The organism is Mesorhizobium sp. M1365, from assembly GCF_040317865.1.
Classification (GTDB): Bacteria; Pseudomonadota; Alphaproteobacteria; order Rhizobiales; family Rhizobiaceae; genus Mesorhizobium.
This window is the reverse complement of sequence record NZ_JAMYLG010000023.1, coordinates 63,427-77,838: the sequence shown is the minus strand read 5'-3', so window position 1 is coordinate 77,838 and position 14,412 is coordinate 63,427. Positions and strand designations below refer to the sequence as shown.

The 14,412-nt window shown below is 62.4% G+C and carries 16 protein-coding genes and 1 pseudogene; 6 read left to right on the top strand and 11 right to left on the bottom strand.

Translation table 11 applies throughout. The features are described 5' to 3' along the window. The 5 genes from NKH04_RS22290 to NKH04_RS22270 form a co-directional block, all read left to right on the top strand. The coding region (locus NKH04_RS22290; RefSeq protein ID WP_353044969.1) for a TCP-1/cpn60 chaperonin family protein at window positions 1–482 on the top strand (482 nt) is incomplete at its 5' end. A gap of 23 nt (window positions 483–505) precedes the next feature. After that, the gene (locus NKH04_RS22285) at window positions 506–715 is read left to right on the top strand and encodes a hypothetical protein (RefSeq protein WP_352920924.1); all 210 of its coding nucleotides are present in this window, start codon (window positions 506–508) and stop codon (window positions 713–715) included. 47 nt (window positions 716–762) lie between these two features. Then, entirely contained in the window at window positions 763–948 is a 186-nt protein-coding gene (locus tag NKH04_RS22280; RefSeq protein ID WP_352920922.1) for a hypothetical protein, read from the top strand. 147 nt (window positions 949–1,095) lie between these two features. Beyond that, window positions 1,096–1,290: a hypothetical protein gene (locus NKH04_RS22275; RefSeq protein WP_352541462.1), complete on the top strand. Its 195-nt coding sequence runs from the start codon at window positions 1,096–1,098 to the stop codon at window positions 1,288–1,290. 77 nt (window positions 1,291–1,367) lie between these two features. Further along, window positions 1,368–1,550 (top strand): hypothetical protein, encoded by a 183-nt coding sequence (locus NKH04_RS22270; protein ID WP_352541463.1) that lies wholly within the window; start codon window positions 1,368–1,370, stop codon window positions 1,548–1,550. A 386-nt stretch (window positions 1,551–1,936) separates the two neighbouring features. Here NKH04_RS22270 and NKH04_RS22265 read toward each other — a convergent pair. The 11 genes and pseudogenes from NKH04_RS22265 to iolG all read right to left on the bottom strand — a co-directional run. Beyond that, window positions 1,937–2,424, bottom strand: a pseudogene (locus NKH04_RS22265) (IS66 family transposase); the annotation flags it as partial. A gap of 96 nt (window positions 2,425–2,520) precedes the next feature. Then, the gene (locus tag NKH04_RS22260) at window positions 2,521–2,664 is read right to left on the bottom strand and encodes a hypothetical protein (protein ID WP_353044968.1); all 144 of its coding nucleotides are present in this window, start codon (window positions 2,662–2,664) and stop codon (window positions 2,521–2,523) included. 72 nt (window positions 2,665–2,736) lie between these two features. Next, window positions 2,737–3,786 (bottom strand): Gfo/Idh/MocA family protein, encoded by a 1,050-nt coding sequence (locus NKH04_RS22255; protein WP_352541464.1) that lies wholly within the window; start codon window positions 3,784–3,786, stop codon window positions 2,737–2,739. Window positions 3,787–3,996: 210 nt separating this feature from the next. Continuing rightward, window positions 3,997–5,001, bottom strand: coding sequence for a substrate-binding domain-containing protein (locus NKH04_RS22250; RefSeq protein WP_352541465.1), 1,005 nt, complete (start codon window positions 4,999–5,001; stop codon window positions 3,997–3,999). A gap of 58 nt (window positions 5,002–5,059) precedes the next feature. Continuing rightward, window positions 5,060–6,160: an ABC transporter permease gene (locus tag NKH04_RS22245; RefSeq protein ID WP_156937342.1), complete on the bottom strand. Its 1,101-nt coding sequence runs from the start codon at window positions 6,158–6,160 to the stop codon at window positions 5,060–5,062. After that, window positions 6,153–6,893: an ATP-binding cassette domain-containing protein gene (locus NKH04_RS22240; RefSeq protein ID WP_352686825.1), complete on the bottom strand. Its 741-nt coding sequence runs from the start codon at window positions 6,891–6,893 to the stop codon at window positions 6,153–6,155. Before NKH04_RS22240 ends, NKH04_RS22245 begins: the two co-directional genes overlap by 8 nt. Window positions 6,894–7,030: 137 nt before the next feature. Then, window positions 7,031–8,155 carry a Gfo/Idh/MocA family protein gene (locus NKH04_RS22235; protein ID WP_352920917.1) on the bottom strand — a complete coding sequence of 375 codons (1,125 nt, stop codon included), beginning with the start codon at window positions 8,153–8,155 and terminating at the stop codon, window positions 7,031–7,033. Next, complete coding sequence (locus tag NKH04_RS22230) at window positions 8,145–9,110, bottom strand: hydroxyacid dehydrogenase (RefSeq protein WP_353044967.1); 966 nt, start codon at window positions 9,108–9,110, stop codon at window positions 8,145–8,147. Before NKH04_RS22230 ends, NKH04_RS22235 begins: the two co-directional genes overlap by 11 nt. Continuing rightward, entirely contained in the window at window positions 9,110–9,925 is an 816-nt protein-coding gene (locus tag NKH04_RS22225) for an HpcH/HpaI aldolase family protein (RefSeq protein ID WP_352541469.1), read from the bottom strand. Before NKH04_RS22225 ends, NKH04_RS22230 begins: the two co-directional genes overlap by 1 nt. 10 nt (window positions 9,926–9,935) lie before the next feature. Continuing rightward, window positions 9,936–11,372, bottom strand: a complete 1,437-nt coding sequence (locus tag NKH04_RS22220) for an NAD-dependent succinate-semialdehyde dehydrogenase (RefSeq protein WP_352541470.1) — start codon at window positions 11,370–11,372, stop codon at window positions 9,936–9,938. 3 nt (window positions 11,373–11,375) lie between these two features. After that, window positions 11,376–12,383 (bottom strand): inositol 2-dehydrogenase, encoded by a 1,008-nt coding sequence (iolG, locus tag NKH04_RS22215; protein ID WP_352541471.1) that lies wholly within the window; start codon window positions 12,381–12,383, stop codon window positions 11,376–11,378. Between the two features lie 107 nt (window positions 12,384–12,490). On the opposite strand from iolG, the gene iolD reads away from it, so the two are divergent. Beyond that, entirely contained in the window at window positions 12,491–14,338 is a 1,848-nt protein-coding gene (gene iolD / locus NKH04_RS22210) for a 3D-(3,5/4)-trihydroxycyclohexane-1,2-dione acylhydrolase (decyclizing) (protein ID WP_352541472.1), read from the top strand. Window positions 14,339–14,412: the final 74 nt, after the last annotated feature.

The window sequence follows — 14,412 nt, the reverse complement described above, 5'->3', positions numbered from 1 at the left end:
AGGTCAAGGAAAAGAAGGACCGCATCGACGACGCGCTGAACGCCACGCGCGCGGCCGTCGAAGAAGGCATCGTTCCCGGCGGCGGCGTCGCGTTGCTGCGCGCCAAGGCTGTGCTGAAGGGGCTGACCGGAGCCAATGCCGATGTGACGGCAGGCATCTCGATCGTGCTCAGGGCCCTTGAAGCGCCAATCCGGCAGATCGCCGAGAATTCCGGCGTCGAAGGTTCGATCGTCGTCGGCAAGCTCGCCGACAGCAAGGATCACAATCAGGGCTTCGATGCCCAGAACGAGGTCTATGCCGACATGATCAAGGCCGGCATCGTCGACCCGGCAAAGGTGGTGCGCACCGCGCTGCAGGACGCCGGCTCGATCGCCGCCCTTCTGATCACCGCCGAAGCGATGATCACCGACATTCCGGCTCGGGATGCCGCACCGGCAGTTGGTGGTGGCGGCGGCGGTGGCGGCGGCAGCATGGGATACTGAGACCTTGGCGTCCGGAGAAGCCCGTGCGTGAGCCGACGCTGCTTCCGGTATTCGGCAGACTTAGGGTCAAGCCGCCGGTCGGCGTTGCGGCCACGCCGGGCAGGAGAATGAAGAACGGGGTACCCCGCATGCGGGAGGGCATCTCACGGCACGGGGGCCTGGCTTTGAAGGTGTGCGTGGTGCTGTGGACAGTCGTTGGCCTGGCGGCAGTCTTTGTCATTGTGCAGGCCTGAACCGATCGACACAAATTGGTGCCGGCAAAAATGAATAGGACGCGACTATGGCAAACCGCTACGCGTTTCGCATGGAACGCCCGGACAGCTGGACCGTTTTCGACGTTTTCACCGGCCAGCCCGCCGAGTCCGATCACAAGATCATGGTCGGCATCAATGCCGGCGAAGCGGACGAGATGGTCGGCCGGCTGAACGATGAAGACGCCAAGCGGCGGGAACAGGCCGGCCGCTGAGCTAGCACACCGGCGAGCAAATTCGCCGGAATGATTCGCTAAGCACCTGTGCGGGGCGTACAGTCCGTTGTCGCCGGCCACAGAACAATGGGCACCGGCGCTTGAGAGCGTCCATCGTACTCCCGCCCCCTCGATGGGAGCCGCATTATGGACAACGATCAATCGGCCGATGTGATTTCGACTTTTGACTGCAATATCCTGCGTGACGCGTTCAGAACATCGGTCATTGAAAAGCAGATCCCCGAGGATCAGTGGCAGGCATACGCCGCGCTTTTGATCCGCGACTATACCGGCAACTCCGATTTTAATCCGGCGTTGCTGGCCTGGATCGTGCGACCGTAATTTTATCGCCGTGCAAGGTGCCGGGGCGGACAGCCGCTCCGCGCTCTCTTTCATTTTTGCCTAAAAGGATAATAAGCATGAGGTACATGAAAACTCCGGACGCTCCGGCCATACCGGTCAAGCCAATCGTCGAAACTGGAAAAATCCTGTCGAAGCGGCTGACGATCAGAAGCGACGAAGCAACAAGACGAAAGTCCGCCGACACCGACGGCACGGTGCGGCGGGCGCGTCAAATTGCGGAAAGCAACCGCCTGATTTGATGCCCCTATGTCCCTTTGGGCAAAACCCGGACATCACCCGATGCCTTGGTACAACGTTCGCGTCATGCCGGAGAGCGACATTCGGTCATTCTATCGATATGTGAAGTCGCTCGGTGATCCCGGCGCCTTCCTCCCGAGAACGGCGAGACCGGGGGAAGAGCCGAGGACGCCCTTCGTCACGCTGGAGCCACCGCAAATGCCGGAACCTTGTTCACGCGACCTGGACTGCGGCGTGGGCGAAGTTTGCTCGGCCGCACCAGTCCGCCAATGCGTTAAGAAGTAGGCACCTTGGGCAGCGGCCCTCTTAAGACAGCCGACCCCAACTACGCGGTAGGGCGAAACCTTAAGTTTCGGAATAGTAGCGAAGGCCGCCCTCGGGCCAGACGTCAAGTCAGACCGTCAATGATAAAGCTTAGGGTGAGCGCCTCGCGGATCGCCTGTGGATTTGGGTTTGACGTTTTTCGGAATCGCCAGGGCATGAGTTCCTCGATCTGGGTCTGCGGATGGCCGTTTGATGATGGCGTCGAGGGTTTCGGCGAGGTAGGCGACCGGGTTGACGTCGTTTAGCCTGCAGGTGGCGATGGAGGCGAGCAGCGCCCAATTTTCGGCCCCGACTTCGTGACCTGCAAACAGGGCATTTTTTTCTGGTCAGGCATACTGGCCTGATCGCGTTTTCGACCGGGTTGGTGTCGAGTTCCAGGCGGCCATCGTCCAGGAAGCGGGTCAGGCCTTGCCAGTGGCCGAGCCCATGCCGGATGTCTTCGGCCAGGCCAGAGCCGGAGGAGATCATCGATAGCTGCTTTTCGAACCATGGTTTCAGGGCAGCGATGATGGGCGCGGAATGCTCCCGTCGGGCGGCAAGCCGGGCTTGAGGTGATGCGAGCATCCGCGCGTGATCCGCACCCATTACCCCTACGCCGATAATTCCAACGCGTATACTCAAGTTGACCTCCGTATTATTCCAATGCGTTCAGTCAAGCCAGCCGGTTGTCCGGGCTTTTCCGGCCTCGTGCGAGTCGGCGGCCGCCTGGATGAATTTCACCCAGCGCAGCCCGTCGAGCACGTTCGGAAACAAGATCGTGACTGCCTCCGCATGAACGGTTGCACGGTACAACGCGGTACGCGATGCCGTTTCGTGAGACGCTTCTCGCAATGAATCCTGGCCGGCTCCGCGGGCGAAAGCGCGTCAGAGAAGCAGCCGCTGGTCCGTTGTAGGCAAGATGCGGATCATATCCGCAGTAGGATGAACCTGCCGTGCCGGCGTGTCTATCTTCTGAGGCTGACCGGTGCTGGCGGCGCGCTCAATGGCAAGCAGGGCGCGCACGTCGGCAAATCCTTCTCCACCGTCGGCTTCAGGCGGTTGTGCATTCAGGATGCAGTCGGAGAAATACGCGGTCTGTCCGGCGAAATGGTCTGTCTGCGGGAACGTCGTTTCGGTTCTGATGTCGCCATGCCGAAGCTTCATTTGCACGGCAGTCTCGAAACGGAAGCCAGGGTCGGCTGTTACGCTCCCCTTCGTTCCGGCCACGTGGTAAAAATCCGAATTGTCCGCGCCGAAGCTGGCAATGAACTGTGCAAGCCGGCCCTCGGGGAAGCGCAACGTCACGGCAATGCTTTCCTCTACCTCCCCGACTGAGGCGCTGCCGAAACTCCTTACCGCGACTGCCTCGATCGGCTCAGTGGCAAAGATATGGCGCGCGGCATTCAGGCAATAGACGCCGATGTCCTGCAAGGGACCGCCCCAATAGGCGGCCTTGAGGCGGTGATTGTCGGACGACGCTACGAAGGAGAAGACCGCGGCAAAGATGCGGGGATCGCCGATCTCACCGCTGCGGATGCGCTCCAGCACCTCGACAGTGCCGGGCTCGTTGTGCAGCCGATACGCCGTCATCAGGTACGCTCCGCTCTCATTGGCGGCGGCGATCATCGCCTCGCATTCCGCCTCGGTCGTGGCCAGCGGCTTCTCAACGAGCGCGTGCTTGCCGGCTCTCAGGGCTCGGATCGCATAGTCGGCATGCATGGAGTTCGGCAATGCCACGTAAACTGCATCGGCGACGTCCGATGCGAGCATCTGGTCGTACTGCTCATAGCTGAAGACGTGTTCCACGCCGTAGAATTCGGCGAGCTTAGCGGCGTTTTTGGCCGAGCCGCTGACGATCGCCGTGATTGTCGAGTTTCCGGTCTGGGACACACCGGGCATAAAGGCTTCCTGTGTGATCCAGCCCGCGCCCACCACGGCATATCGTATCTTTCTCAATTGCTCCTCCCGAATGGGATCACTCCCGGCACTCGTCTAAAAATGGTCACGCCGTGGCCAGCGGAGCGTCTCTGAGGCCTGACGGCAGCGGTCGATTTGAGCCAGTCGCTCGATGGGTCTGTTGTCGCCTCTCAGGGGCAAAGGCGGGCAAGAGTCATCCCTCGCCCGCCGCAGAGTTGCGCCCCCCGCCTACTTTCCGATGCAGGTGTCGGCGGTTTCGGGGGTGCAGACGTCGAGACCGGTGTAGGTCGGGTCGGCCGGCGCGGGCTTGCCGTCCTTGATGTCCTTCAGCGCCAGCATGGTCTTGTAGCCCATTTCGAACGGCCGCTGTCCGACCTGGCCGAGCGACAGGCCTTCCTTCATCTGGTCCATCTGCACCGGCAGCGTGTCGGCGACGACCAGAGCCAGCTCCTTCTTGGCGATCTTATCCTTGTACGGCTCGACCGCAGCGCGATTGGCATCCGGTATGAATTGCGGAAAGCCGCCTGTCGGCACGAAGGCGTCGAGGTTTGGCGTCTTCGCCATGAAGTCCTGGAACTGCTGAACCGACAGAGGGAAGTCGTCGTTGGTATAGAGAGGGCAGCCCGGTGCTTCCGTCCAGCCGTTCTGGCCGGTCAGGGCATCACCTGGCGAGGCAGCCGACTCCTTGCCGGCCAGCGTATCGCGTATACCCTTCATGCGCTCATTGTGGTTGGCCGCGGCAGCTCCGCCCGACTGGATACAGATGGTACCGCCTTTCGGCTTGATGGTCTGCACGATCTTGGCGAGGTTGACGCCAATTTCGTAATTGTGCGTGCCGATATAGGCGACACGCAGGTCCTTGTTCTCCGGTAGCACATCCGAGTCCCAGGTAAGCACGGGAATGCCCGCTTCCCTGGCGGCCTGAAGCGCGACGGCCATTGCCGCGGCGTTCGACGGGGCGACGGCGATGCCGTCGACCTTCTTGGCCACCAGGTCCTGCACGATCTGCACCTGCTCCTCGCCGCCGCCATGCTCGCCGGGGCCGATATACATGCATTCGATCGCGCCGCTGGATTCGGCTTCGGCCTTCTTGCAGCCGTCACGAGCCTGGTCGAAGAAAGGATTGTTCATGTTCTTCGGCACAAGGGCGAAGACGTATTTCTGCTGGGCATAGGCCTGCCCTGCCATCAGCGCGGAAAACGCCACGGCCGCCGTCAGAATGTATTTTTTCACCTGTTCCTCCACTTTGTTTTGACGTCCACTATCCCCGACGGCTTGCGGCCGCCGGATTCTATTTGCGCTTCCAGGTAAACATACCCTCCAGCGTCGCCCGCAGCGACTTGCCCGAGGTCTGCATGCCGAGAAGCACGGCAAGAATGATGAAAGCCCCGACAAAGGCGCCCTGCCAGTTCGAATCGATCCCGGCCATCAGCAGCGCGTTGCGGATGACCTCGAGGAAGGCCGAACCGATCACAGCGCCAAACGCGGTTCCGTAGCCGCCCATCAGGCTGGCCCCCCCGATGACGGTGCCGGCGATCACCCTCAACTCGTAGCCGGTTCCCATCGCGTTGATGGCCGAGCCGCTGTAGCCGAGCAGCAGCAGGGACGCGATCGATGCGGTAAATGCGCAGAAGACATAGGCCTGGAATTTGATCCAGTCGACGGGGACGCCGGTCATCCGCGAGGCGTTCTCGTTGCCGCCGATCGCGAAGAGGTGGCGCGCCCAGGCGGTGAAAATGAAGACGGAGCCGACGATGAGCGCGAGGATCACCATCACCCAGAACTGCGAGGACAGTTCCGGGATCCAATGAGGCACCCAGCCGTCAGGCGTGTGCCTCGGCCATTTGGCCTGGCCGATGGCCTTGACGATCGGCGCATCGGGTCCGAACTGGTAAAGCATCTGGTTGCCGGACAGCACGACCGCCAGCGAGCGCGCGATCGACAGCATGCCTAGCGTCACCACGAAGGACGGCATGCCGATATAGGCCACGAAGAAACCGTTAAAGGCTCCGCAGGCGATGCCTGCGAGCAGACCCGCGCCAAACGCCACATACCAAGGCTGGTGCCAAGTGAGCAGCAGGCCGGCGACGATCGCGACCAGCCCCATCACCGAGCCGACCGACAGATCGATGCCGCCGGTGATCAGCACCACCGTCATGCCCAGCCCCATGATGGCGATAGGTGCAAAATTGCGGGTGGTGTTGGTAACGTTGTCGACCGTGCCGAAGCTGGGCTCCAGCCACGTCATGAAGACCACCAACACGAAAAGCGCGATCGCGACCCAGAAGGCCTGGCTGGCGATCATCTTCTGGAAAACGCTCTGCTCTATTATGCCGACCACATCACCGATGGACGCATGGCCTTCCTTCAGCATGTCGCTCTGGCTATGCATCACGGATTGCTCCCGTAATTAGGCCGGTGATCTCCTCCGGCGATGTCTTCTCCGTCGCCTTGTCGGCCACTTTCGAGCCGCGTCTCAGCACGATGATGCGGTCGCAGACCGCGAACACATCGGGCATGCGGTGGCTGATCAGCATTACCGACACATTTTGCGATTTGAGCCGCCGGATCAGCTCCAGCACCTCGGCTACCTGGCGGACGGAAATCGCCGCGGTCGGCTCATCCATCAGCACGAGCTTGGAGTTGGATAGCCGGGTGCGGGCAATGGCGACCGCCTGCCGCTGGCCGCCTGACATTTTTTTGACCAGATCGCGCGGCCGCGTCTCCGACTTCAGCTCCGCGAACAGTTTTGCCGAGCGGTTGATCATCGTCTGCTTGTCGAGCACGCGGAGCGGCCAAAACCCCTTCTTCATCTCGCGGCCGAGAAAGACATTTTGGGCGGCCGTCAGATTGTCGGCCAAGGCCAGATCTTGATAGACGACCTCGATCCCTTCGCCCCGTGCCTCGATCGGCTTGTGGAAATGGCAGACCTTGCCGTCCACCGCGATTTCGCCGTCGGAGGGTGGGAAGTTCCCCGCAATCAGCTTCACCATGGTCGATTTCCCGGCACCGTTGTCGCCCATCAGGCCAACCACCTCGCCGGCAGCAACCGCGAAGCTAACATCTGACAAGGCGCGGATAGCACCAAAGCTTTTCGAGACGCTTCGTACGTCCAGCACAGACACATTCTCCTCCCTGTGCGACGTCGACTTGAGCACTCAGCCGACGTACCTCTCTCCGGCTGCAATCTATATTGCAAAATGTACAAACATGCAACGTTTATTTCAGACGCATGCGGGGCGGCGACCAACTCTCCCTCGCATCAGTCTGTTCGCAGCCACTTGCTCTCCCGGGCCGAGCCCTGAATTGCCTCCACGAGTTCCTGGATGCGTTGGCCGGCCCGGAAGCCGAAAGACTCGTCTCGCTTCCCGGCGATCGCATCGACGAACCGCGCAATCTCGATAGCCTTCAGATCGTTGAAGCCGAGCTGATGGCCTGGTGCGACGCAGAAGAATCCATAGGGATCGTGATCCGGACCGGCCTCGATGCGCCGAAAGCCACGCCGGCCGCCGGGATCGGCCGTGCTGTAGAAATGCAGCTCGTTGAAGCGCTCCTGGCTGAAGACGAGCGCCCCCTTGGTGCCATAGACCTCGAAATCGTGCTGCATCTTGCGGCCGGTGGCGACCCAGCTCGCTTCGATGCTGCCGGATGCACCATTGGCAAAACGCAGAAATGCGCGACCGATGTCGTCGACCTCGATGGTCCGGCGCCCGCCTCGGCCATCCTGACGGCTCGCTATGACGGTGACGGAATCGCCGAGGACCCGTTCCACCGAGCCAAGCAGAAACTCCGCCGTGGCCAGAGCATGGCTGCCCAGATCCACCAATGCGCCACCGCCGACAGGATCGTGCCGGAAGGTAAATGGGCTTTCCGCATCCGCCATGTAATCCTCGGCGTGAATGCCGCGATAGCTGCGGATCTCGCCCAACTCGCCCGCGCGGATCATCTTCCGCGCCAGCGCGAGCAGCGGGTTGCAGAGATAATTGAACCCGACCTGCGTCCTGACGCCGGCCGCTTCCGCCGCCTCGGCCATCCGTCGGGCATCCGCCGCAACGGGCGCCAGCGGCTTCTCGCAATAGACGTGCTTGCCGGCGGCAATGGCGGCGAGCGCCATCTCCTTGTGGAAGGCGTTCGGCGCCGTGATATCGATCATATCGATCTCCGAGTCCTCGACCAGACGCCTCCAGTCCCCGCTCGCCCGCGCGAACCCCAAGGCCTGCGCCGCCTGCGCGGCGAGGTCATCGGTTCTGTCCGCAACCGTGTGGAGCACCAGTTCGTAGGGAAGATCGAAGACACGTTGTGCGGCAGCAAAGCCGAACACATGGGTCTTGCCCATGAAGCCGGTGCCGATCAGGCCGATTCTGAGTTGAGGTTTTTCACCGGCCATTCAACGCGGCTCCGTTTACCACCAGCGCCGAGTCAATCCGCCCGGCGAAAAAATCGAGCACGTTCCGCACGGACGAGATCGCCATGCGTTCTCCGCATTCGGCGGTGAGCCCGGCTATATGCGGCGTCAGAATCACTTGGTCGAAGCCGAAGAGCGGATGGTTCGCGGCAGGCGGTTCATCGTCGAAGACGTCGATACCGGCTGCGGCGATGCGCCGCTCTCGCAGCGCCGCGATCAGCGCCGCCTCGTCGACCACGCCGCCCCGCGCAGTGTTGATGAGTACGGCAGTCGGCTTCATCGCCGAGAGTTCCATTGGCCCGATCACCGGGCGCTCGGCCTTGGGTACGTTGACGGAGATCGCATCGGCCCAGGCGAGTCCCGTTTGCAAGTCGCTCACCGACGCGACCGGCCCCTCCGGCCAGCCTTGCCTTGCAAGGAATGGATCATATGCGCGCACGTTCATGCCGAATGTTGCCGCCATGCGCGCCAAGTGGCGGCCGATCCGGCCGAACCCGAGGATCAGCAGTCGCTTGCCCGCGAGTTCGTTTGGCTCCAGCCGGTTGCGCCAACCCCATTCGTTGTCGCGGACCGAACGATCCGCGCGGATGAGCCGCTTGGTTGCCGCCAGCAACAGCATCATAGCGTGCTCGGCCACCGACACCGAATTCACGTCGCCGACTATCGCCAGCGCGATACCACGTTCGTTGAGAGAAGGCAGATCCACGGCGTCGTAGCCGACGCCATGGCGCGAGACGATCTTCAGTCTCTCGGCGCGTGCGACGGTCGGAGCCGACAAGGGCTGGGTGCGGATGACGAGACCATCGGCCTTGCCGATCAGAGGTGCATAGCTTGGCTCGGAGACATCTTCGACATAGTCGTAGGTGACGCCGGGCGACCCATCGAGAAGTTCGATGCCGCTCGGATGAAGCTTTCCGGCGACCAGGACGTGGGGCATCAATAGCCTCCCTTGCCGGCTTCGGCCGGGACGGCTTTCGCACCCGTCAATTCGCGGAAGCGAGCGACACTTGCCTGCGCGGCGGAGGCAAGCAGTCGGGAGTCACCCGAGATGGTTGTCATCTCGAAACCCCATTCGACGGCACGTGCGGCGTAGTCGGCCGTGCCGCAATGGAGCGCGGCGCGTTTGCCGTTCCTCTTGCAGGCCGTAACGATCGTCCGCAGAGCGGCGATCATGTCAGGCTCCTCGCGATCGAAGGACGGCGCGAGACGCCCCTGGTGCAGGCTGAAGGTCAGGTCTGCGGGACCGACATAGATGCCGTCGAGCCCTGGCGTTGCGGCGATCGCATCGAGATTGCGCATTGCCTCGGCGGTCTCGACCATGGCGAAAGCCAGGATCTCGTCATTGGCCTCGGCCGCGTAGTTGGCACCCGCCGAGAAGTTGGCACGCGTCGGCCCAAAACTGCGCTGGCCGGCCGGCGGATAGCGCAGGTAGCTGACGAGCTGAGCCGCCTGTTCCGGCGTGTTGATCATGGGACAGATCACGCCATAGGCGCCGGCATCCAGCACCTTCATGATGATGCCCGGCTCCAGCCACGGCACGCGCGCCATGGGCACCACCCTGGATGCACGCATCGCCTGGAACATCGGAAGCAGCATCGAATAGTCGAGCGCGCCGTGCTGGACATCGATGCTCACGCTGTCATAGCCCTGCGCGGCCATGATCTCGGCGGTGAATGGATTGCCGATCGAAAGCCAGCCATTGATCGTGGGCCGCCCTTCGGCCCAGATCTGCTTGAGCTCGTTCTTGATCAAGGCGGCCTCCTCAGAACACGATCTGCGCAAGCTTGGTGTCGAGGTAGTCACCGATACCTTCGCTGCCGCCTTCGCGACCCATTCCGGAATATTTCGTGCCGCCGAACGGAGCCTCGGACGCGGCAAGAGCGAAGCTGTTGATGCCCACCATGCCCGCCTTGAGCTCCGCGACAACTCGCCTGGCCCTGTCTGGACTGCGGGTGAACGCATAGGCCGAAAGCCCCACCGGCGAAGCATTTGCTCGCGCGAGCACCTCGTCGTCGGAGCTGAATCTGGCGATCGCCGCGATGGGTCCGAAGTTCTCTTGGGCAAAGACCGTCATGTTGTCGGTAACGTCACTGAGAGCGGTGGGCTCATAGAAATGGCCCGCATTGAACGAGGCGGCGCGACCAGCTCCGGTCGCTACTTTTGCTCCGGCCCCCACCGCGTCGTCGACGATGGCTTCGATCTCCGCAAGCCGGCGGTCGCTGATTAGCGGTCCCATCTGAACCGAGGGGTCGAGGCCGTCGCCCAGCTTCAATGCTCTTGCGCGTTCGACGAAGCCTTCGACGAAAGAGTCGTGGAGGCTTTCGTGGACGAAGAAGCGATCAGGCGTCACGCAGACCTGCCCGGCATTAGCGTATTTGGTTGGCACCGACAGGTTGAGCGCAGTGTCTAGATCTGCATCGTCGAAGACGATCAGCGGCGCGTTGCCGCCAAGCTCCATCGACACCTTCTTCACCGTGTCGGCGGCATCGCGGATCATTTGCTGGCCGACTCGAGTGGAGCCGGTCAGCGATACCTTGCGGACAGCAGGCGAAGCCATGATGGGCGCATAAGTCGTGTCCGTCAGGCCGATGACGAGGTTCACCGTGCCGGCAGGAAGCCTGCCGGCGCGCATGCAGTCGACCATCACCATCGCCACGCCGGGAGTCTGGCTCGACGGACGGATGATAGTCGAACAGCCGGCAGCTAGCGCCGGCGCCACCTTGCGGGCAACCAGAGCAGCCGGAAAATTCCAGGCCGTGAACGCTGCCGCAACCCCGACCGGTTCGCGCAGGACCTCAAACCGGCCGCCCGGTACGCGGCTTTCGATGACTCGACCATAGATGCGCCGCGCCTCTTCGGCATACCAGCGGAACTGGTCGATCGAGAGTCCCCATTCCCGCTCAGACTGGGCGATTGGCTTGCCGGTCTCGGTCGAGATCATCCGCGTCGCTTCGTCCTTGCGGCGGATCATCTCGTCGGCGATGGCGTGAAGCGCGTCAGCCCGCTCGAAGGCGCTTTTGACTTTCCAGGCGGCGAAGCCGCGGACCGCACTTTCCAGAGCCTCCTCGGTATCGACGAAGGCGGCAGATGGCGCATTCCCAAGTGACTCTTCTGTGACCGGGCTCAGGACCGTGGAGGTGGCATTTCCGAACGCCGGTCGCCAACGACCATCGATAAACAATCCGTATTTCGCGTACATGGCTTATCCGATCTCGCTGACCTTCACGGAGCGGCCTTCGACCGCCGATTTCATCGCCGCTTCGGCCAAGACCAGAGCGCGGCGCCCGTCCTCGAAACCGACCAGCGGCCGCTCGGCCTTCTCGACGCAGGTAACGAAGGCGTCGATCTCGGCATCGAACGCTTCGCGGTATCGCTCGATGAAAAAGTCGAGGTAGGGCGTGGTGGCTTCGGCCCGCGCGGCCGAGTAACGGCGCAACTCATGAGGCTTCCGGTTGCCGCTGATCACCATGCCGGTGCTGCCCAGAAGCTCGACGCGCTGGTCGTATCCATAGGTTGAGGTGCGGGAATTGTTGATGTGGCACTGCTTGCCGCTTTTGGTTCGCATCACGACCATGACGCTGTCGTAGTCGTTTAGTTCCTCCATCATCGCCGGGTCGATCAGCCGGCCTCCTATGGCGAACACCTCCTCCGGCTCCTCTCCCAGCATGAAGCGGGCGAGGTCGAAATCGTGGATCGTCATGTCGCGAAAAAGCCCGCCCGCGACCTCGTAGTAGGAACGGGGCGGCATGCCAGGATCACGCGAGGTGATGATGACCTGGTGCAGGTCGCCGATCTCGCCGGATCGTACGGCGTTCCACGCCGCACGATGACCGGGGTCGAAACGTCGGTTGAAGCCGATCTGGACCGGCACGCCCTTGGACAAAATTGCTTCGGCGCAACGGTTCACCCTTTCCAGACTAAGATCGATCGGCTTCTCGCAGAGCACGGGTTTGCCAGCGGCCACCGCCTTTTCGATGTAGTCGGCATGCGTGTCAGTCACCGTCGCGACAAGGACCGCATCTACATCTGCCGAGGCAAATACCTCGTCGGCGGATCCCGAAGCGCGAACGCCGTGCCGCGCCGCGACAGCCTCCGCGGACGATTCGTCGATGTCATAGACGGTGGCCAGTTCCGCACGGGGATGCGCGGCGATGTTTGCCGCATGCATCCTACCTATCCGACCACAGCCGAGCACAGCAATCCTGAGCAAGAAATCCTCCCGGTTTGAATTTTTGCAATGATCGTTGCAAACATATTGATTTGTCAATGGGCATTCCGTATAGATTTGGAAAGACCGTCGTTAGGGAGGAGACAAAGATGACCAGGGCCACCGTCCGTCTGACCATGGCACAGGCGCTCGTGCGCTATCTGTGCAACCAGTTCACGGTCGTCGACGGCGAGAAAGTTCCGCTTTTTCCGGGAGTCTTCGCCATCTTCGGGCACGGCAACGTGACGTGCCTTTCTGAAGCACTCGAGGCGGTGAAGCACGTGCTGCCGACCTGGCGCGGCCAGAATGAGCAGTCGATGGCGCTTGCAGCGATCGGCTTTGCAAAGGCGAAGCGCCGGCGCCAGATCATGGTTGCGGCGACCTCGATCGGTCCGGGTGCGCTGAACATGGTGACGGCGGCGGGTGTCGCCCATTCGAACCGGCTGCCGGTGCTGATGCTCTCAGGCGACACCTTCGTCAGTCGCCGGCCCGATCCGGTCATGCAGCAGGTCGAGCACTTCGGCGACCCAACCATCAACGTCAATGACGCCTTTAAGGCGGTCACGCGCTACTGGGACCGCATCGTCCATCCCGAGCAGATCATCTCGTCGTTGCCGCAGGCGGTTGCGGTGCTGCTTGATCCGGCCGATTGCGGGCCTGCCTTCATCGCTTTGCCGCAGGATGTGCAGGAGATCGCCTGGGATTATCCCGAAGCCTTCTTCGAACAGACGGTGAATGAGGTGCCGCGCCCCCGGCCCGATCGCAGCCGGCTCGCCGAAGCGACCCGCCTCCTCAAAGGCGCAAAGCGGCCGCTGATCATCTCGGGTGGTGGCGTGCGTTATTCGGGTGCCGAGAAGGTTCTTGGCGATTTCGCCAAAAGGCATGGGATCCCGCTCGCGGAGACGATTGCCGGCAAAGGCACGGTTACGCACGACCACCCCGCGCATGTCGGACCGATCGGCATCGTCGGCTCAACCTCCGCCAACGCGCTGGCGGCGGAAGCCGACGTGATCATCGCCGTCGGCACACGGCTCATGGACTTCACCACCGGATCCTGGAGCGCCTTCTCGGCCGACGCAAAGTTCGTCTCGATCAATGCCGCACGCTGGGATGCCACCAAGCACCGGGCGCTCGCCGTCGTCGGCGACGCGCTGGAGACGGTGAGCGAACTCGAAGGTGCCCTCGGCGACTGGAAAGCGGAGAGGGCCTGGACAGACAAGGGTCGCATCGAGTTCGCCAAGTGGAACACGATGCTTGACGGCTTCCAGAAGCCGACCAACGAGCCGGTCCCGACCTATGCGCAGGTCGTAGGCGTGGTGAACGCCAAGGCGGGCGAGCGTGACCTGCTGATCACCGCGGCCGGCGGACTGCCCGGCGAGGTGATGAAGAACTGGCGGGTGAAGGAACCCAACACTTTCGACTGCGAGTTCGGCTTCTCCTGCATGGGTTATGAAATCTCTGCCGGCTGGGGCGCGGCCATGGCCGACCCTACCCGCACGCCGATCGTCATGATCGGCGACGGCACCTACATGATGATGAACTCCGACATCTATTCGTCGGTGCTCGCCGGCCACAAGATGATTCTCGTGGTATGCGACAATGGCGGCTATGCGGTGATCAATCGGCTGCAGAACGCCAAGGGCGGCGCCTCCTTCAATAACCTTATCAAGGACTGCCGGGTCAAGGAGCCGTTCTCGGTCGACTTCGCCAAGCACGCGGAAGCCATGGGCGCGCTGGCGCGGCGTGTCGAAAGCCTTGCCGATCTCGGCCAAGCGATCGAATGGGCGAAGACCACCGACCGAACCACCGTCATTGCCATCGTATCCGACGCCTTCAGCTGGACGCCCGGGGATGCATGGTGGGACGTCGGCGTGCCCGAGATCAGCGGGCGCCAGCAGGTCCGCGACGCGCATGCCGCGCAAACCGAAGGTCGCAAGAAGCAGCGCGTGGGTGTCTGAACCGTTCGGGCGCGCGGGGGCGTCCCCTGCCGGAACGATGCAAAACTCCCTGAGCATTGTTCCGGCAGTTTTTT

Coding starts and splice junctions, on each gene's coding strand:
- NKH04_RS22280 (WP_352920922.1), top strand. CDS start 763: ATGGCAAACCGCTACGCGTTTCGCATGGAACGCCCGGACAGCTGGACC.
- NKH04_RS22275 (WP_352541462.1), top strand. CDS start 1,096: ATGGACAACGATCAATCGGCCGATGTGATTTCGACTTTTGACTGCAAT.
- NKH04_RS22270 (WP_352541463.1), top strand. CDS start 1,368: ATGAGGTACATGAAAACTCCGGACGCTCCGGCCATACCGGTCAAGCCA.
- NKH04_RS22245 (WP_156937342.1), bottom strand. CDS start 6,160: ATGCATAGCCAGAGCGACATGCTGAAGGAAGGCCATGCGTCCATCGGT.
- NKH04_RS22235 (WP_352920917.1), bottom strand. CDS start 8,155: ATGGCCGGTGAAAAACCTCAACTCAGAATCGGCCTGATCGGCACCGGC.
- NKH04_RS22230 (WP_353044967.1), bottom strand. CDS start 9,110: ATGCCCCACGTCCTGGTCGCCGGAAAGCTTCATCCGAGCGGCATCGAA.
- NKH04_RS22220 (WP_352541470.1), bottom strand. CDS start 11,372: ATGTACGCGAAATACGGATTGTTTATCGATGGTCGTTGGCGACCGGCG.
- iolD (WP_352541472.1), top strand. CDS start 12,491: ATGACCAGGGCCACCGTCCGTCTGACCATGGCACAGGCGCTCGTGCGC.